At 71.9% G+C, this 18,524-nt stretch carries 15 protein-coding genes; 6 read left to right on the forward strand and 9 right to left on the reverse strand.

Features of this window, described 5'->3' with window-relative positions:
• Positions 1–355 precede the first annotated feature (355 nt).
• Positions 356–967, forward strand: coding sequence for a 2'-5' RNA ligase family protein (locus AB0K37_RS12745; protein ID WP_363979217.1), 612 nt, complete (start codon positions 356–358; stop codon positions 965–967).
• A gap of 42 nt (positions 968–1,009) precedes the next feature.
• Here the strand turns inward: AB0K37_RS12745 and AB0K37_RS12750 are convergent, their stop codons facing one another.
• Genes AB0K37_RS12750 through AB0K37_RS12770 form a run of 5 tightly spaced genes read right to left on the reverse strand, consistent with a single transcriptional unit; the run spans position 1,010 to position 6,635 of the window.
• Positions 1,010–2,092, reverse strand: coding sequence for an acyl-CoA dehydrogenase family protein (locus AB0K37_RS12750; protein WP_363979095.1), 1,083 nt, complete (start codon positions 2,090–2,092; stop codon positions 1,010–1,012).
• Positions 2,083–3,021 carry a VOC family protein gene (locus tag AB0K37_RS12755; protein ID WP_363979098.1) on the reverse strand — a complete coding sequence of 313 codons (939 nt, stop codon included), beginning with the start codon at positions 3,019–3,021 and terminating at the stop codon, positions 2,083–2,085. The genes AB0K37_RS12750 and AB0K37_RS12755 overlap by 10 nt, the downstream gene beginning before the upstream one ends.
• A gap of 8 nt (positions 3,022–3,029) precedes the next feature.
• A complete protein-coding gene (locus AB0K37_RS12760) occupies positions 3,030–3,788 on the reverse strand; it encodes an enoyl-CoA hydratase/isomerase family protein (protein ID WP_363979101.1) in 759 nt (252 codons plus the stop codon).
• Positions 3,789–3,813: 25 nt separating this feature from the next.
• Positions 3,814–5,046, reverse strand: a complete 1,233-nt coding sequence (locus AB0K37_RS12765; protein ID WP_363979105.1) for an acyl-CoA dehydrogenase family protein — start codon at positions 5,044–5,046, stop codon at positions 3,814–3,816.
• A complete protein-coding gene (locus AB0K37_RS12770; protein WP_363979108.1) occupies positions 5,043–6,635 on the reverse strand; it encodes an AMP-binding protein in 1,593 nt (530 codons plus the stop codon). Before AB0K37_RS12770 ends, AB0K37_RS12765 begins: the two co-directional genes overlap by 4 nt.
• Before the next feature lie 508 nt (positions 6,636–7,143).
• On the opposite strand from AB0K37_RS12770, the gene AB0K37_RS12775 reads away from it, so the two are divergent.
• The gene (locus AB0K37_RS12775) at positions 7,144–8,979 is read left to right on the forward strand and encodes a 5'-nucleotidase C-terminal domain-containing protein (RefSeq protein ID WP_363979111.1); all 1,836 of its coding nucleotides are present in this window, start codon (positions 7,144–7,146) and stop codon (positions 8,977–8,979) included.
• On the opposite strand, the gene AB0K37_RS12780 is transcribed toward AB0K37_RS12775, so the two are convergent.
• Positions 8,976–9,932: a helix-turn-helix domain-containing protein gene (locus AB0K37_RS12780; RefSeq protein WP_363979114.1), complete on the reverse strand. Its 957-nt coding sequence runs from the start codon at positions 9,930–9,932 to the stop codon at positions 8,976–8,978. The two genes, AB0K37_RS12775 and AB0K37_RS12780, sit on opposite strands and share 4 nt — an antisense overlap.
• Before the next feature lie 71 nt (positions 9,933–10,003).
• Between AB0K37_RS12780 and AB0K37_RS12785 the strand changes: the two genes are divergently transcribed.
• On the forward strand, positions 10,004–11,428 hold the full coding sequence (locus AB0K37_RS12785) for a pyridoxal-dependent decarboxylase (RefSeq protein WP_363979117.1): 1,425 nt from the start codon (positions 10,004–10,006) through the stop codon (positions 11,426–11,428).
• Between the two features lie 9 nt (positions 11,429–11,437).
• Here AB0K37_RS12785 and AB0K37_RS12790 read toward each other — a convergent pair whose 3' ends face one another.
• Positions 11,438–12,253 carry an SAM-dependent methyltransferase gene (locus AB0K37_RS12790; RefSeq protein ID WP_363979120.1) on the reverse strand — a complete coding sequence of 272 codons (816 nt, stop codon included), beginning with the start codon at positions 12,251–12,253 and terminating at the stop codon, positions 11,438–11,440.
• Positions 12,254–12,372: 119 nt separating this feature from the next.
• Between AB0K37_RS12790 and AB0K37_RS12795 the strand changes: the two genes are divergently transcribed.
• On the forward strand, positions 12,373–13,578 hold the full coding sequence (locus tag AB0K37_RS12795) for a cytochrome P450 (RefSeq protein ID WP_363979123.1): 1,206 nt from the start codon (positions 12,373–12,375) through the stop codon (positions 13,576–13,578).
• Positions 13,579–13,702: 124 nt separating this feature from the next.
• A complete protein-coding gene (locus AB0K37_RS12800) occupies positions 13,703–15,418 on the forward strand; it encodes a BCCT family transporter (protein ID WP_363979126.1) in 1,716 nt (571 codons plus the stop codon).
• Positions 15,419–15,427: 9 nt separating this feature from the next.
• Here AB0K37_RS12800 and AB0K37_RS12805 read toward each other — a convergent pair whose 3' ends face one another.
• Both AB0K37_RS12805 and AB0K37_RS12810 read right to left on the reverse strand, forming a co-directional pair.
• Positions 15,428–16,252 carry an oxygenase MpaB family protein gene (locus AB0K37_RS12805; RefSeq protein WP_363979129.1) on the reverse strand — a complete coding sequence of 275 codons (825 nt, stop codon included), beginning with the start codon at positions 16,250–16,252 and terminating at the stop codon, positions 15,428–15,430.
• 180 nt (positions 16,253–16,432) lie between these two features.
• Positions 16,433–17,164, reverse strand: coding sequence for an isocitrate lyase/phosphoenolpyruvate mutase family protein (locus AB0K37_RS12810; protein WP_363979132.1), 732 nt, complete (start codon positions 17,162–17,164; stop codon positions 16,433–16,435).
• A 137-nt stretch (positions 17,165–17,301) separates the two neighbouring features.
• Here AB0K37_RS12810 and AB0K37_RS12815 point away from each other — a divergent pair, with 137 nt between their 5' ends.
• Entirely contained in the window at positions 17,302–18,330 is a 1,029-nt protein-coding gene (locus AB0K37_RS12815) for an alpha/beta hydrolase-fold protein (RefSeq protein WP_363979135.1), read from the forward strand.
• The last annotated feature ends 194 nt before the right edge of the window (positions 18,331–18,524 follow it).

Raw genomic sequence — 18,524 nt, forward strand, 5'->3', positions numbered from 1 at the left:
GCCCGGCCCGGGGCCGGGCCCGCGGCCGGCTCCCCGGACTGCGCGGCGCACCCCGCCCCCGCCGCGACCAGCGCAGCACCGAGCAGAATCCGCGAAATGCGGCCGCTCACAAAGCTCGTTTTCATGCCCACGACGCTAGAAAGGCCGGAGTCTGCACACCATCGCCCTACACCCCCGAGGGCCGGTGAATCCATGCCCCTCAGGAGGTGTATCCAGCAACACCCCGAAAGATCGCCCACTCCCGCCCTGCAGCACGTTCCGTTGCCCGAACGGCTTTGCCGGTGGCCTCTCCTGCGTAGGGTGGCTTGGCGATCATCGTTGTGGTGTTGAGTGCTCTGGAGAGGCCGTGCAGCCGATGCCCGAACGCATGTCCGATCACTGGTGGTGGCTGCCGGGGATGCGGCCCGGGCGGCGGATGTTGCTCTGGCACATCCTGCCCGACGGGCAGTCCGAGGTGAGCGATCTGGTTCGCCGGTACCAGGACATGCTTGCCGGGGTGGACGGGCTGGATCTCATTCCGGCCGAGTGGGTGCATATGACCACGCAGATCGTCGGGTTCGAGGACGAGATTCCACGCGAGCAGGTCGAGGCGCTTGCCGCGGGCGTCGGACGCCGTCTGGGCGCGCTCGCGCCCATCGAGGTGGAGGTCGGGCGGCTGTGGGTGCACAGCGAGGGGGTGGCGCTCGGCATCCGTCCGGAGCGCGGGCTCGATCCGGTCCGGGAGGCGATGCGCCAGGCCGCGGCCGAGACCGTTGGGGTGCACCCGCTCGACGGTGAGCCCGGGTGGACGCCGCATGTCTCCATCGCCTACAGCAACGCCGACGGGCCCGCCGCCCCGATCGTCGACGCCCTCGATTCGCGGCCCGAGCCGGTTCCCCTGCGGGTGGGTTCCGCGCATCTGGTCGCCCAGGTTCGGGACGGCCACCTGTACCGGTGGGAGCCGCTCGCAGAGGTCGCGTTGGGCTGACGCCCGGCCGGGGTTCGGCCGGGCGTCAGTGTCAGGGGAGGGTCAGGGCAGGTCGAGGGCGTCGGCCAGGTTGTTCAGGTGAAGGTCGGCGTCGCCGAAGGCCAGGGATGCGGCCAGTGCGTGTTCGGAGAACAGGTGCAGGTCGTGTTCCTGGGTGAAGCCGATGGCGCCGTGGACCTGGTGGCCCAGAGCGCACACTCGTTCGTAGGCCTCGCTCACCCAGGCCTTGGCCATCGCCACCTGCTGTGCGGCTTCCCGGTTCACTGAGAGAAGCCAGATGGCCTCGTAGGCGGTGAAGCGGGAGCCCAGGACGTCGATGGCCATGTTCGCGCAGTGGTGCTGGACGGCCTGGAACGAGCCGACCGCGCGGCCGAACTGCTCGCGTTCCGTGGCGTACCGGACCGTCATGTCGAGGACGCGTTGGGCCGCGCCCACCATCTCCGCGCAGGTGGCGGCTGCGCCGAACAGCGAGATCGCGGCGGCCGCGTCCGTGCCCAGGGCGGCTTCGCCGGGGACCCAGAGGGCGTCCATCTCGGCGTGGCAGGGACGGTCGTGGCCGATCGTTCCGAGCGGTTTCAGGGTGACGTCCGCGGTGTCCACCCAGAAGGCGCGCGGCTCACCGTCCAGGCGCGCCACCACCAGGATGTGCTCGGCGGACGCGGCGAACGGCACGAACGTGGCCGTGCCGTCCAGGACGTAGCCGGAGTCGGAGCGCGACGCGACCGGGCCTTCGCCTGGCCGGTCCCACGGGAGCGGCGCCGCGGTCACGATCTGGCCGACCGAGATGGCGTTCAGCCAGCGCTCCTTCTGGGCGGACGTCCCGAACCGCGCGACCGGCATGCCGCAGCACGCGACCGAGGCCAGCAGCGGGCTCGGGACCTGCGCGTACCCCAGTTGCTCGAACAGCAGGCAGACGTCCAGGAAGTCGCCGCCCACGCCGCCGTGCTCCTCGGGGAAGGCCAGGCCCGTCCAGCCGAGCTCGACCATCTCCTTCCAGAGCGGCGCCGAGTGGCCGGACGGGTCGTCGCCGAGGGCCCGCGCGTCCGCCGTCGCGGCCTTGGACTCCAGGAGTTCGCGGGCCGTGGCGGCGATCAGCTCCTGGTCCTCGGTCAGGCTCAGGTCCATGGCGGCGGCACCTTGTCCGAGCGGACCCACACGCCCGGCCGCTCCTCCCAGAACAGCTGGACGAGGATGCCGCCGGTGTGCTTCGGGTGGACGAACGTGTGCTTCCAGGCGGCGCCGTCGGTGACGCCCTCCTCGTCGTCGAAGGTGGGGACGTCGTGGTACTCGCAGGCCGCCAGGGCCGCGTCCCAGTCGGCCACCTCGAAGGTGACGTGGTGGGCGCCCGGGCCGCCGCGCTCCAGGAAGCGGTCGATGAACGAGTCCTCCCCGCGCGGCATGATCACTTCCCAGCAGATCGTCGAGCCGGGGATGTTGAGGACGAGGTCGGCCATGTCGGGGTGCTCCGCGTCCGCCGTCCGCCAGACCTGCACGAACCCGGCGAGGTCGCGGTACCAGCGGGCGAGGACGTCCCGGTCGTGGAACGCCTGGCAGATGTGGTCGAGCGCCACGACGCCGAGCGACGGGCCGTCCGGCTCGGACGGCTCGGCGTCCGAGCCGGCGGTGTCGCCGCACATGTCGAGGCCGCCCGGTCCGCGGAGCCGCCACAGCACGCCGGTGCCGTGCTCGGGCGGGCTCAGCGACGCCTCCAGCCAGCGTCCCCACGCCCAGTCGGTCGGCTTGATGCCGCGCACTTCGAGTTCCGCGCGGACGGCTTCCAGGTCGGGCACCTCCGCGCCGACGTGATGCAGGCCCGGGCGCCCTTTGTGCTCGTCCAGCCAGGTCTGCAAGGACGAGTCGTCACCGGCGGGCGCGACGACCTCCCACGCCTGCCCGCGGCTCCCGGGGATCTCCAGCCGGGCGCCGCGCACGCCCTCGGCCGGGTTGTCCCAGCTCCGGACGCGCCGGAACCCGATCAGCCCCTCCAGCAGGGCGACCTGCTGGTCGAGGTCGGGGGTCACCTGCGCGACGTGATCGATGCGGTAGATCTGCACGGGTCCTCCTAGCTCGGGTGGGGCTCGATCCAGTCGTAGCCGTACGTGACGAGTTCCTTGACGAGCCGCAGGTTGTAGCGGTTCATCGCCGCGATCCGCTCGGCCAGCTCACCGATCCGCTTGTCGAACTCCTCCGCCGGGTAGACGTCGTTGACCAGGCCGAGTCGCAGCGCCCGGTCGGCGTCGATGCGGGCGCCGGTGAACAGCAGCTCCTTGGCGCGGGCCTTGCCGATCCGCTCCGGCAGCCGCTTCACGCCGCCCCACCCGGGGGCCGAGCCGCCGAACTCGGGCTGGTCGGGGTCGCCGTCCTCGGTCATCTTCGGGCGGTACGGGGGGCGCGCCGACAGCGTGATCTCGACGAGCCCCATCTTGGCGTCGTCGGAGGCGATGATGAAGTCCGCCGCGAGCGCCAACTCCAGCCCGCCGCCGACCGCGTACCCGTGCACCGCGGCGATCACCGGGACGGACAGCCGCTCCATCATCGCGAACGTCTTCTCGCCGAGCCGGCCCTGCTCGATCCGTTCGCGCGGGGTCAGCTTCTCCGACCAGGACAGGTCCATGCCGGCGCAGAACGCGCGCTCGCCCGCGCCGCGCAGCACCACGACGCAGACGTCCTCGTCGTCGTCCACGCGGGTGAAGATGTCGCGCAGCTCCGTCATCGTGGTGGGCGTCAGCGCGTTGAGCTTGTCCGGCCGGTTCAGCGTCAGCCAGGCGACCCGCTCCTCGAGCCGCAGGTCGATCGTCTCGTAGGCGTTCTCGTCGAGCATGTGCGTGCGCTCCTCCCGTGTGTGGTCAGCCGCGGGGCAGGTTCAGGCCCCGGGTGGCGATGACGTTGCGCTGGATCTCGGTGGTGCCGCCGAGGAAGGTGGAGGCGACCGAGTCGCGGCGCATGTGGGTGAACACCGCGTCCAGGGGCGCCCCCTCGCGCTCCCACAGCGCGGCGGACCGCCCGAACGCCAGCGCGCCCGTCCGCGCGAGCCGCTGGTGCAGCTCGGCCCCGAACAGCTGGTTGACGGACGCCTCGAAGCCGGGCTCGTCGCCCGCCGCCTGCCGCGACACGGTGTAGCGGGCCAGGTTGTACAGGACGGCGATCTCGGTCCGCCGGCGCGCGATCTCCTGCCGCAGCGCGGGACCGCGCCGGGCGTGCCGCTCCCCCTCCGGCGACCTCAGGCAGGCCACCAGATCGGCGAGGGCGTGCTCGTACTTGATGGTGGCGCCGATCCCGGCCCGCTCGAAGCCGAGCGCCGACATCGCCACGTACCAGCCGCGGTTCTCCTCGCCGACCCGGTTCGCGACCGGCACCCGGACGCCCTCGAAGAAGATCTCGCAGAACGGCGCCGCCCCGCGGATGTCGGTGATGGGACGGATCGTCACCCCGGGCGCGTCCGCCTCGACCAGCAGGAACGTGATGCCGCGGTGGGGGCGCTCGGCGGACGGGTCGGTGCGGACGAGCACGAACAGCCAGTCGGCGTACTGGCCGAGGGACGTCCACACCTTCTGGCCGTCCACGACGTACTCGTCGCCGTCGCGGACGGCGCGGGTGCGCAGCGAGGCCAGGTCGGAGCCGGACTCCGGCTCGGAGAAGCCCTGCGCCCAGGTCGCCTCGCCCGCCGCGATCGGCGGCAGGTGGGCGGCCTTCTGCTCGTCGGTGCCGTGGACGAGCAGGGTCGGGCCGAGCAGGAACGCGCCGATGCCGTTCACGGTCGGAACCCGGGCCCGCATCATCTCCTCGTGCAGGACGAACTCCTCCAGCGCCGACAGCCCCGCGCCGCCGTACTCCCGCGGCCAGTGCGGCGCGATCCAGCCGCGCTCGGCCAGCGCCGCCGCCCAGGCCCGCGCCCCCTCGCGCCGTTCGGGATCGTCCGCGACCCGGTCGACCGGCCAGTTGTAGCCGGCGACGTCCTCGGGTTCGAGGCTCTGCTCCTCGTCCCCCGCCGGACGGTACGAGGCGGGGAACCGCTCCCTGACGAAGGCCCGGACCTCCTCGCGGAAGGCGGCCTGCTCCGGTGTGTCGTCCCAGTTCACGGGTTGCTCGCCTCCCGGTCCCAGGTGGTCGGGGTGATCCCGCCGTCGCCCTGCGCGCGCAGCTTGTACTTGGCGACCTTGTCGGTCGGGGTGCGCGGCAGCGCGTCGATGAACTCGACGTAGCGCGGCACCATCGAGCGCGGCAGCCGCTCCTCGCAGTAGGCCACCAGCTCCTCCGGGTCGAGCCCGGTGTCCGGTTGCACCACGACCGACACCTTGATGTCCTCGTCCTCCAGTTCCGAGGGCACGCCGATCGCGGCGCACTCCAGCACCGCCGGATGCCGGTTGATCTCGGTCTCCAGGTCGAAGGCCGAGATGTTCTCCCCCCGCCTGCGGATGGCGTCCTTCATCCGGTCGAGGAAGTAGAAATACCCGTCGTCGTCGCGCCACACCCTGTCTCCGGTGTGGAACCACATGTTGCGGAAGCAGCGGGTCGTTGCCTCCCAGTTGCCGTAGTAGCCGGTGGTGAGGACGAACGGCTGCTTCGGCCGCAGGACCAGCTCGCCCGGCTCGCCCGGCCCGACCTCCCGGTCGCACTCGTCCACGACCGCCACCTGGAACCGCTCCTCGTGCGCCTGCCCGCACGATCCGAGCCGCCACTCCCCGTACGGGCTGCCGGTCGCGATGCCCGCCTCGGTGCTGGTGTAGGTCTCCACCGACCGGACGCCGAACCGCTCCCGCAGCGGCTCGTCCAGGTTGGACTTGCCCATGTAGAACGTCTCCAGCCGGTGGTCGCGGTCGCGGGACGTCGGCGGGCGGTTCAGCAGGATCGGGATCATCGAGAACACGCTCATGCACACCTGCGCGTCGAAGCGGCGCACGTCGTCCCAGAACCGGGACGCGCTGAACCGCTCGACGATCGCGATGGAGCCGCCGCCGAGCAGGGCCGAGAGCATGCCGTCCCACAGCGCGGCGGCGTGGAACAGCGGCAGCGGGCAGTAGACGGTCTTGCCCCAGCGGTCCAGGAAGTCCAGCGAGTCGTAGGCGCAGGTCAGCGCGAGCGCGTGCGGGACCATGGCGCCCTTGGACGGCCCGGTCGTGCCGGACGTGTACATGATCGCCTGCATGTCGCCGAAGCCGACCTTCACCTCCACCGGCCCGGAGCCGTCGGCCGGGAGGGCGGACATCTCCCGCGCGGGCTTGCCGAGGCGGTCGAGCAGCACCCCGGCCTCGGCGGCGCCCCGCACGACGACCCGTTCCAGCTTGGGCAGGCGGTCGGCGATCTCGACGAGCCGCTCGGCGTAGGGGCCGTCGACGATCAGCCAGCCGGAGTCGGAGCTGTCCAGGACGTGCCGCAGCAGTTCGCCCCGGTAGGCGATGTTGATCGGGACGGCGACCGCGCCGAGCCGCGCGAGCGCGAAGATGACGTGGACGAAGTCGGCGCAGTTGGGGAGCATCACGCCGACGTGGTCGCCGCGCGCGATGCCGGCGGCGGAGAACGCGCGGGCCAGCCGGTCGGCGGCGGCGTCGACCTCCCCGTAGCTGATCTCCCCGTCGCGGAATCTGAGGAACGTCTGTCTTCGGTGAACCTGCGCCTGTGACCGGAGGACGTCCCCGAGGACGAAGCTCTCCAGCGTCTCCTTGCGCATCCGGACCTCCGCTGTCGCTGCGTGGCGTGGGGCGGCTCGATGGCTGGCGGCTCAGTGGCTGGGCGGCTCAGTGGCTGGGCGGTTCGGTGGGCGGCTCGACGGCGGGCGGGCGGACGGCGGCGCGGAAACGGGCGGCGGCGGTCCGCAATCAGACATTGCCTTAAATAGAGGAACACGAAACGCTAAACACGGCAATAGTGACTTAAAGGCCACAAAGTCGTTCAAGCGGTTAGCTACTGGGACATCCGATCGCCCCTGTGACGCAGGCCACACCACCCGGACGGCCGGGTTTCGGACACGCCTCCCGGCAGGCGAGGTACCCCCGATACGACGGAACGCCCGGTCGGGCAGAGCCTGACCGGGCGTTCGCGCGGGTCGACCTCGGCCGAGGTCGTTGCACAAGGACTGCCAACGATTCCGGCCAAGGATCGGAGGATCTCGCCGAAAGCGATCGTGAGCTGCGCCTCTATCGTTCTGCCGTCCCCTCCGCCGAAGGAACGAGAGCGCCATGCAGAATGCGGACCGCCACAGCCCCAAGGCCCCCGAGCCCCGCTGGTGCTCCTGCCGCGTGCCGGATGTCAGCCGCAGGCAGGTCCTCGGCGGTCTCACCGCCGCGAGCGCGCTGGCCCTGGCCGGATGGCCCGGCTCCGCGCGGGCCGCGGCCGGCGGCCGGTCCGTGACGATCACCGTCATGGGCACGTCCGACCTGCACAGCCACGCCGTCGACTGGGACTACTACAAGGACGCCGGGTACAGCGACAGCGGCGGCAACGTCGTCGGGCTGGCGCGCGTGTCCAGCCTGGTGAACCAGATCCGCGCCGACCGCGGCCGCGAGCGCACCCTGCTCTTCGACGCGGGCGACACCCTCCAGGGAACCCCCCTCGGCTTCTACTACGCCTCCGTCGAACCGATCACCGAGACGGGCGCGACCCACCCGATGGCGCGGCAGATGAACGCCGTCGGCTACGACGCCGTGGCCCTCGGGAACCACGAGTTCAACTACGGCATCCCGTTCCTGAACCGGTGGATCGAGCAGATGGACGCGCCGGTGCTCGCGGCCAACGCCGTCCACGCGGGCACCCGCCGCCCCGCCTACCGCCCGTACATGATCAAGACGATGCGGGTTCCCGGGCACCCGCCGATCCGCGTCGGGCTGCTCGGCCTCACCAACCCGGGCGTGGCGATCTGGGACAAGGCCAATGTCTCCGGCCGGCTCGACTTCCTGGACCTGGTGGAGACGGCCCGGCGCTGGGTGCCGGTCATCCGCGCGAAGGGCGCCGACGTGGTCGTCGTCAGCGCCCACTCCGGCGACAGCGGCACCTCGTCCTACGGCGACGCCCTGCCCGTCGAGAACGCCGCCGCCCTGGTCGCCGAGAAGGTCCCGGAGATCGACGCGATCCTGTTCGGGCACGCGCACCTGGAGATCCCCGAGCGGTTCGTCACCAACGAGGCCACCGGCCGGACGGTCGTGATGAGCGAGCCGAAGTGCTGGGGCCAGCGCCTGTCGGTCTTCGACCTCACCCTCGTCCACGAGCGGGGCCGCTGGACGGTCACCGGCAAGTCCGCGACGACCGTGAACAGCAACACGGTCGAGGAGGACCCGGCGCTCGTCACCCTCGTCAAGAAGCAGCACGACGCGGTGGTCGCCTACGTCAACAAGGAGGTCGCCACCTCCACCGAGGAGATGTCGGCGGCGGAGTCGTGCTGGAAGGACACCGCGATCCTGGACTACGTCCACCAGGTGCAGACCGCGAAGGTCAGGGAGGCCGTCGCGGGCACGGAGAACGCGTCCCTGCCGGTCGTCTCGATCGCCGCGCCGTTCAGCCGCGCCGCGACCTTCCCGGCCGGCAAGGTCACCATCCGCGACATCGCGGGCCTCTACATCTACGACAACACGCTGCTGGCGAGCATCCTGACGGGCTCCCAGATCAAGGAGTACCTGGAGTACTCGGCCCGGTACTTCGAGCAGGCCGCCCCCGGCGCGCCGGTCGACCCGGCCTCGTGGACGAACGCGAACAACCGCCCCGACTACAACTACGACCAGTTCTCCGGCGTCACCTACGACGTCGACATCGCCAAGCCGGAGGGCTCGCGCATCACCGGCCTGGCCTACGAGGGCACGCCGGTCGCCGACGACCGGAAGTTCGTCGTCGCGGTCAACAACTACCGCCAGTCGGGCGGCGGCGGGTTCCCCCACATCGCCACCGCGCCGGTCGTCTACAACGCCCAGGTGGCGATCCGCGAGGCGATCGTCGAGTACGCGTCCGCCGCGGAGACCATCGACCCCGCGACGTTCCACGTTGAGAACTGGAAACTCGTCCGCGACGGCACCCCGGTCTTCTAGCCCCGGACCGCGTCAGCGGGGGCGAAGGTGCGGCGGTAGGCGGTCGGCGGGACGCCCACCGCCCGCGTGAAGTGGTGGCGGAGGTTGGCGGGGCTGCCGAGGCCGCAGCGTTCGGCGATCTGGTCGACCGGGAGGGAGGTTGTCTCCAGGAGTTCGCGCGCGTGGTCGATGCGGATGCCGCGCAGCCACGCCATGGGGGTCGTGCCGGTCGCGGCGTGGAAGCGGCGGATCAGCGTGCGGGTGGTGACGTTGGCGCGGCGCGCCAGAGCGGCGACGGTGAGCGGCTCGTGCAGCCGCTCGCGCGCCCAGTCGAGGAGCGGGCCCAGTTCGTCCGCGTCCGCCAGGGGGACGGCCGCGTCGATGTACTGGGCCTGCCCGCCGGGACGGTGCGCGGGCATCACCAGGCGCCTGGCCAGGGCGCTCGCCACGGCGGCGCCGTGGTCGTTGCGGACGACGTGCAGGCACAGGTCGAGCCCGGCGGCGGTGCCCGCGCTGGTCAGGACGTCGCCGTCGTCGATGTAGAGGACGGACGCGTCCACCAGCACCTTCGGGTAGCGGGCCGCCAGCTGGCCCGCGTGCATCCAGTGGGTGGTCGCGGGGCGCCCGTCCAGGAGGCCCGCGGCGGCGAGGACGAACGCGCCCGTGCACAGCGAGACGACGCGGGCGCCGTTGCCGTGCGCGGCGCGGACCGCGTCGACCAGGTCCGGCGGCTGCTCGTCGACGACGCTCGCGCAGGCGGGGATCACGACGGTGTCGGCGTCGGCGAGCGCGTCGAGGCCGTGCCCGGCCTGCGGGACGAACCCGGCGGTGGTGCGGGCGCCGGGGGCGGCGCAGAGGCGGAAGTCGTACCAGGAGGCGGCGAGCCCCGGGCGCTCGTACCCGAACACCTCGCACGGGATCGCCAGCTCGAAGATCGGCACCCCTTCGGTGACCGCGACGGCGAGCGTGTGCATGTCACTAATTTAGCGATGATGGTCACTTCTGCCACTTGGGGCGGGGGGCGGCGCGCGCCAGGCTCGGACGCATGGACGACTTCCCCTCTGGACGAGCCTCCTTCGACCCGCCCCCGGAACCGGCCGAGCGCGTGTGGCGGCAGGTCGTCGACCTGCTGCGGGACGAGCGCGAACGGATCGCCGGGCGGGACGTGAGCGCCCCCGTGGACGTGGCGGAGCTGCGAGCGGCGATCGGCGCGTACGACTTCGCCCGTCCCGTCCCGCCCCGCGAGGCGGTCGACGGGGTCGCGGAGCTGCTGCGGGCGACCACCGTCCACACCACGCATCCCCGGTACTTCGGGCTGTTCAACCCGACGCCGACGCTGATGGGCGTGGTCGGCGAGACGCTCGCGGCGGCGTTCAACCCGCAGCTGGCCGCGTGGTCGCACGCGCCCGCCGCCGCGGAGATCGAGGCGCACCTGCTGCGCTTCCTGGGCGGGCGGCTCGGCTACCCGCCGGAACGGGTGGCCGGGTCGTTCACGAGCGGAGGCGCGGAGGCGAACCTGACGGCCGTGCTGATGGCGCTGACGAGGACCTGGCCCGGCTACGGCGAGAAGGGGCTGCGGGCGCTCCCCGGCCGCCCGGTCCTGTACGCGTCGGCCGAGAGCCACCTGGCCTGGCTGAAGATCGCGCACGCCACCGGCATCGGGCGGGAGGCCGTGCGCCTCGTCCCGACGGGGCCCGGGCTGCGGATGGAGGCCGCGCGGCTGGCCGAGCTGGTCGCCGACGACCGCGCGCGCGGCGACCTGCCGTTCCTCGTCGTCGCGACCGCCGGCACCACCGGCGCCGGGGCGATCGACCCGCTGCGCGACCTGGCCGGCCTCTGCGCGGACCACGGCCTCCGCCTGCACGTGGACGCCGCCTACGGAGGCGCCGCGGCCCTGTCGGACCGGCTGCGGCCCGCGCTGGACGGCATCGAGCTCGCCGACTCGATCACGCTCGACGCGCACAAGTGGCTGAGCGTCCCGATGGGCGCGGGCGCGCTGCTCTGCACGGACGCCGACGGCCTCGCGGAGACCTTCCGGGTCACCACGTCCTACATGCCGGACGAGATCCACGGCACCGTCGACCCCTACACCTCGAGCCAGCAGTGGTCACGGCGGTTCATGGGGCTCAAGCTGTTCCTCAGCCTCGCCGTCGCGGGCCGCGCGGGCTACGCCGAGCAGCTCGAACGCGACGCCGGCCTGGCGGACGCGCTGCGCGGCGGGCTCGCCGCCGCGGGCTGGGAGATCGTCAACGACACCCCGCTGCCCGTCGTGTGCTTCGCCGACCCGGGCGACGGGACGTGGGAGCGCCACGACGCGCTCGCCCGCGCGGTCGTGGGGAGCGGGCGAGCGTGGATCAGCCCCGTCCGGCTGGACGGGCGCGCCGCCCTGCGCGCATGCGTCATCAGCCACCGCACCACGCTCGCGGACGTCGAAGAGCTCGTCGACGCGGTGACGAAGGCGCGCGCCTGAGCCGGCGGGTCAGGGGACGCGGGCGAGGGCGCACAGCATGGAGACGTCCTCGACCGACGGGCGGTCCTCCGGCGGGACGTCCGGACGCCAGTCGACGACCGAGGTGACGCCCGGGGGGAGGAGCTCCAGGCCGTCGAAGAAGCGCGCGAACTCCTCCCGGGTGCGGAGCCGGAACGGGACGCCGCTGCGCGCGTTGGCCTCCTCGTTCTCCGCGTACTGCTCGGGGGTGAGGTGCTCGCTGGTCGCGTGCGTCATGACGAGGAAGCTGCCCGGCGCCAGCGCCGACAGCAGGCGGGAGACGATGCCGTACGGGTCGTGGTCGTCGGTGACGAAGTGCATGGTGGCGACCAGCATCAGCGCCGTCGGCCGGGACAGGTCCAGGGTGGCGCGCAGGTCGGGGTTCGAGAGGATCGTGCCGGGTTCGCGCAGGTCGGCCTCGATGTAGGCGGTCCTGCCCGCGGGGTCGCTGTTCAGCAGGGCGCGGGCGTGGACGAGCACCACCGGGTCGTTGTCGACGTAGACGACGCGGGACGTCGGCTCGATCGCCTGCGCGACCTCGTGCACGTTGCCGGCCGACGGGAGCCCGGTCCCGATGTCGAAGAACTGGTGGATTCCGGCCTCACCGGCCAGGTACCCCACCACCCTCTTGAGGAATCTGCGGTTCTCCCGGGCGGACAGGGAGACGGTGGGCCACGCGGACGCGACGACCTCCGCCGACTCGCGGTCCACCGCGAAGTTGTCCTTGCCGCCGAGCCAGTAGTTGTAACGGCGGGACGGGTGCGCCTTCGTCGGGTCGATCCCCGCCGGGACCCACTCATCTTCCACGGCGACCTCGTTTCGTTGCCCGCCGCGCCCCCGCGGCGGAGAAGACCAAAAACCCTCGTCGTGCGGGGCGGGAACAGAATCTCACATGGACGGGGGGTCGAAACGGCGACCTTTGTGAAATGGTGGCGACCGTGGATCTCTTCTACAGCCCGTTCGACTTCGCGATTCAGAACGACCCTTACCCGGTGTACTCGGAACTGCGCGAGAAGTCACCGGTTTTTCGCAATGAGGACGACGATTTCTGGGCCATTTCCCGGCACGCCGACGTCCTGGCGGCGCTGAAGGACTCGAACCGGTTCTCCAGCCGGAACGGCCTGCGGATCGAGCCGGCCTTCTGGGGCCCGGACGCGGAGAGGTTCTTCTCCTTCGTCGCGATGGACCCGCCGAAGCACACCCGGATGCGGGGCCTGGTGTCCCGGGCGTTCACGCAGAAGCGCGTCCAGGCGCTGGAGCCGCGCATCCGCGAGATCGCGCGCGACTGCCTGGCGCCGCACCTGGACGGCGACTCCTTCGACCTGATGACGGACTTCGCGGCCCGCTTCCCCACCGACGTGATCTCCGAGCTGGTCGGCGTCCCCGAGGCCGACCGCGGCAGGGTCCGCGACCTCGGCATGGCGATCATGTACCGGGACGAGGCGGGCGGCGACCTGCCGCCCGAGGCGCTGCAGGCGATCGGCGCGCTCGTCGCCTACTACACCGAGCTGACCGTCGAGCGGGCCCAGCGGCGCCGCGACGACCTGCTGTCCGGGCTGCTGGACGCGGCCGAGGACGAGGACCGGCTCACCCCGGAGGAGATCGTCGGCGTGCTGATCCTGCTCGTCGGCGCCGGCATCGAGACCACGATGCTCACGCTCGGCAACGCCTGGCACGCCGCCTGGCGGCACCCCGCGCAGCGGGCCGAGGCGTTGCTTCCAGGACAGGGCGGGCGCATCGAGGACTGGATCGAGGAGACCCTGCGCTGGGACCCGCCGTCGCAGGCGCTCGCCCGCACCACCACCGAGGACGTCGAGCTGCACGGCACGACGATCCCGGCGGACGCGCGCGTCCTGCTGCTCGTCGGCGCCGCCAACCGCGACCCGGACGTCTTCCCCGAGCCCGACCGCTTCGACCTGGACCGCGACACCGGCGCCTCCCTCGCGTTCGGCAACGGCCGGCACCACTGCCTCGGCGCGAACCTCGGCCGGCTGGAGGCCCGCAACGCGCTCGGCGCGATCGCGGACGTCGTCGCCGACTACGAGATCGACATCGACGCGGCCCGGCGGGTCCGCTCGTCCAACGACCGCGGCTTCGCGTCCCTGCCCAGCCGCATCACGGCCCGCCGCTGATCCCGTCCCCGGCCGGCGGCGGGTCCGGCGGCCGGGACGCGCGGTTCCCGGATCCGAAAGATTTTGCAAACGGATCGCCGCGCAGCGTAACTGCGCGGTGAACTTCCGGGCAGGACACCGGGCTATGGAGAGGATCGAGCCCGAGCCCGGCGAGCGGGACGAGTATCCCGGTACCGAGCCCGTGAGCCTCATCAAGCGCGGGCGCCCGCACACCGACTGGATCGTCTACGGCGTCGCGGCCGTGCTGTCGGCCTCGTTCGTGATCTGGGGCGGGGCCGACACCGGCGGCCTCAGCTCGGCGGCGGACGCGATGCTGGACTGGCTGCTGACGAACCTCGGCTGGCTGTTCGTCCTCGCCGCCACCGGCTTCGTGATCTTCTCGCTGTGGCTGGCGTTCAGCCGGTACGGCCGCATCCCCCTCGGCCATGAGGGGGACGAGCCGGAGTTCCGCACCGTCTCGTGGGTCGCGATGATGTTCAGCGCGGGCATGGGCATCGGGCTGATGTTCTTCGGCGTGGCCGAGCCCCTGACCCACTTCGTCGAGCCGCCGCCCGGCACCGACCCGGCGCAGAGCGATGCCGCGATCGAGACGGCCATGGCGACGACGATGTTCCACTGGACGCTGCACCCGTGGTCCATCTACGCCGTGCTCGGCCTCGCGATCGGGTACAGCCACTACCGCCGGGGGCGCAGCCAGCTGATCAGCTCGGCGTTCGCCCCGCTGCTCGGCCGCCGTGCCGAGGGCCCGGCGGGCAAGGTCATCGACATCCTCGCGCTGTTCGCCACGCTGTTCGGGTCGGCCGCCTCGCTCGGCATCGGCGCGCTGCAGATCCGGACCGGGATGCAGGAGGCGGGCTGGATCTCCTCGCTCGGGACCACCACCCTCGTGCTGATCATCGTGGTGCTGACGGTCTGCTTCGTGGTGTCGGCGGTGTCGGGCGTCGCGCGGGGCATCCAGTGGCTGTCCACCGTCAACATGGTGCTGGCCGTCGTGCTCGCGGTCTTCGTGTTCGTGGTCGGGCCGACCGTGTTCGTCCTTGAGCTGCTGCCCACCTCGCTCGGCGTCTACCTCCAGGACTTCGGGCAGATGGCGTCCCGGTCCGGCGCGACGGGCGGCGAGCCGATGAAGACGTTCCTGTCCAGCTGGACGATCTTCTACTGGGCGTGGTGGATCTCCTGGGCGCCGTTCGTCGGGATGTTCCTGGCCCGGATCAGCCGCGGCCGCACCATCCGGCAGTTCGTCGGCGGCGTCATCCTCGTGCCGAGCGCGGTCAGCGTGGTCTGGTTCGCGATCTTCGGCGGGACGGCCATCGACCAGCAGCGCAGGGGGCTGAACCCGTTCGGGAACGGCACCGAGGAGCAGATCACCTTCAACGTTCTCGGCCACCTGCCGTGGACGGCGGTGACCGCGGTCGTCGTCATGGTGCTCGTGGCGATCTTCTTCGTGTCCGGCGCGGACGCCGCGTCGATCGTCATGGGCACGCTGTCGCAGCGCGGCTCGACCTCCCCGGCCCGCTGGATCGTGATCTTCTGGGGCGCGATGACCGGCGGGGTCGCCGCGATCATGCTGGTGGTCGGCGGGGACAGGGCCCTGAACGGCATCCAGAACATCACCTTCATCGGCGCGCTGCCGTTCGCGATCGTGCTGATCCTGCTGTGCGTCGCGCTGGCGAAGGACGTGCGCTCCGACCCGATGATGCGCCGCCAGCACAAGGGCGCCGAGGTCCTGGAGGACGCCGTCATCGCCGGCGTCGCCCGCCACCAGGGCGAGTTCGAACTCCAGATCGGGCCGTCCGAGCCGGACAGGGACGCCGGGGACGCGCAGGACCCGTCCCGCTGAGGGGCCCGGTCACACGATCGGGCGCCCGGTCCTGAGGCGGCGGCGGACGTCGCGCAGGTAGAGGTTGAAGGGGAACTCGCGGGCCGGGCGCGGCAGGGCCCGGTTGCTCGCCGCCAGCACGCGGACGAAGCGGTCGAAGCGCGCCTGGTCGCGGGGCGTCCACGGGAAGCCGAGCTCGTCGCGGAAGGGCTGGGGTAGGAAGCCCATCGTCAGGAAGCGGTGGAACCGGCCGAACGTCCGGTGGACGGGTGCGGGCAGGAAGCGCATCTCGGCGAGGTCGCGCAGGTAGCCGCGGGTCACGTCGTCCATCTCGATCTTCGCCAGGCCCGCCCGCCAGTAGTCCTCGAAGGCGTCCCGGTCCGGCGGCCACATGTCCGGGGTGACCTGGAGGGTGGTGCCGAAGCGGGCGCCGTGCCGGTACAGGTCGGCGGCCTGGTCCCGCGACGGCGTCCCGTACAGCATCGTGTAGATCATCTCGATGCCCACGTAGAGGCACGCGGCGACCCACAGCTGCAGTTCGCGGTCGAACGCGTTGTAGGCGACGGGCTCCTTCGCGCGGACGTGCCGGTGCGCGCGGTTCACCTCGCGGCGCATGGCCTCGCGCTCGGCCTCGGTGCCGAGCATGGCGACGGCGATGTAGCTGAGCGTGGTGCGGGCCCGCTTGACCGGGTGCTTGTCGACGCGGCCGCTGTCGACCGTGCTCTCCGCGACGCCGTGCCCGATCGGGAGGCGGGAGAGCTGCATGACGACGTTGGACGCGGCGGCGGCCAGGGCCACCCCGCTGATCGAGTCAAGAACGACCTTCGGCGGCGTCTCCTCAACGGTCGCGGTCATGCCGGCCCCACCTCCGTACGGGCTCGCGCCTGCGCCCACGATTGATACAACGAGTCGGATTCCGTCTCACTGTGCCAGTGTAAGTGTGCGCTTGCAAGACGCCCGGGGCGAGAGCGCCCGCACACGCGGCCCGCACGGAGGCCGGGACCGGGGCGCCCGGCCTCGTGCGGGCGGCCCCGGTCAGGTGTAGGGGTTCTCCTTCGCCAGGACGCGGCCCGCGAACTCCTTCAGGGAGTCCAGGGCGCGCAGGTACGGCATCGGGCCGTAGGAGACGCGCGCGACGCCCATCTCCGCCAGCTCCGCGAGCGACGTGCCCGGGAAGTTGTTCGCGTTGACCGGGCCCGGGATCCCCTTGACCAGGGCCCGGACGGCGTCCGGCGGCGCCGCGATCGGGTAGACGCAGTCGGCGCCGGCCTCCAGGTACAGCCGTCCCCGCGCGATCGCGCCCTCGACCGGGTCCGGGACCTTGGCGACGAACGTGTCGGCGCGGGCGTTGATCACCAGCGCGTCCCCGGCCGCCTCCCGGACGGCCGCGATGTACTCCGCCTGGGCCTCCGGCTCGGCCAGCTCCCCGGCGTAGGCGTCCTCCAGGTTGCAGCCCGCCGCGCCGATCGCGAGCAGCCGCTCGACCAGCTCCCCCGGCTGCAGCCCGTACCCGGCCTCGGCGTCCACGGTGACGGGGACGGTCGCCGCGCGGATCACGCGCCCCGCGGCGGCGAACATCTCCTCCACGGGCGCCCCCTCGTGGTCGGGGTAGCCGAGCATGGCGGCCACGGCGGCGCTCGCGGTGGCGAGGGCCGGGAACCCGGCCTCCTGGACGATCTTCGCGCTCCCCGCGTCCCAGACGTTGGGCAGCAGCAGCGGCTCACCGGGACGGTGCAGGTCCCGCAGCAGTGCGGCGTTGTCCGTCATATCTGTTCCTTCCTTCCCCAGAGGGACGGAGAACACGGCCGCGTTGTGACATCCGCGCCCGGCGGCGGCCCCGTCCCGCCGTCCCGGCCATGGGTTAGCGTCAAGGTGATCATCCGCTTGCGACGAGGGAGTACGCAATGCAGCCGTGGTCCGCCGATCTCGCCGGCCGCCTCGAAGACCACGTCGTCAGCAGCGAACTGCTGCGCGGCAACCCGCTGGACGACCCGCACGAGCGGCCGGTGCTGGTGTACGTACCACCCGGCTACGACGACGAACCCGACCGCCGCTACCCCAGCGTCTACGTGATCACCGGTTTCACCGGCCACGTCGGGATCTGGCGCAACCGGATGCCCTACCGGCGGCCCTTCCCCGAGACGGCCGACGAGGTGTTCGCCTCCGGAGAGGCGCCGCCCGCGATCGTGGTGTTCGTGGACGCCTGGACGGCGCACGGCGGCAGCCAGTTCGTCGACTCCCCCGGCACGGGCCGCTACCACTCCTACATCTGCGACGAGATCGTCCCGTGGGTGGACGGCCACTACCGGACGCTCGACGCGCCCGAGCACCGGGCGATCAGCGGCAAGTCCAGCGGCGGCTACGGCGCGATGATCACGCCGATGCTCCGTCCCGACCTGTTCGGCGCGCTCGCGACGCACGCGGGCGACGCCCTGTTCGAGTACTGCTACCTGACCGAGTTCCCCAAGTGCGTCCGGTTCCTGCGCAAGTACGACGGCGACATCCTGCGCTGGTGGGACGACTTCAACAGCCGCACCTCGTTCACCAAGCCCGAGGACATGGAGCTGCTCAACATCCTCGGCATGGCCGCGTGCTACTCCGCCCGCGAGGACGGCACTCCCGAGCTGCCGTTCGACCCGGTCACCGGCGTGCTCCGGCCGCGGGTGTGGGAGCGCTGGCTCGCCTGGGACCCGGTGCGGATGGTGCCGGAGCACGCCGAGGCGATGCGCTCGCAGCGGGCGATCTGGATCGACGGCGGCACGCGCGACGAGTGGTACCTCGACATCGGCGCGCAGGCGTACCACCGGGCGCTGCTCGACGCCGGCGTCGCCGAGGACGTGATCCACTTCGAGCTGTTCGACGCCGCCCACGGCGGCATCGACTACCGCTACCCCATGGCGCTCTCCTGGCTCTGCCGCCGCATCGCCCCCTGACCGACCCCGCCGGGCGGCAGGCGTCTCAACGCGCGCGCCGCCCTCAGGGTTCCCTGCCGGACGGGCCGGGCCGATCTCTCGGCCCGGCCCGTTCGCGCTGCTCCGCCACGTCATTCCATTGGTTTCAGAGAGCCGCCCGCCGAGATTGAAAATCCAGAACCAAATGGATTTATTGACACCTTTCTCGAACCGGG

Origin of the sequence: Actinomadura sp. NPDC049753 (assembly GCF_040674655.1) — a bacterium.
Classification (GTDB): domain Bacteria; phylum Actinomycetota; class Actinomycetes; order Streptosporangiales; family Streptosporangiaceae; genus Spirillospora; species Spirillospora verrucosospora.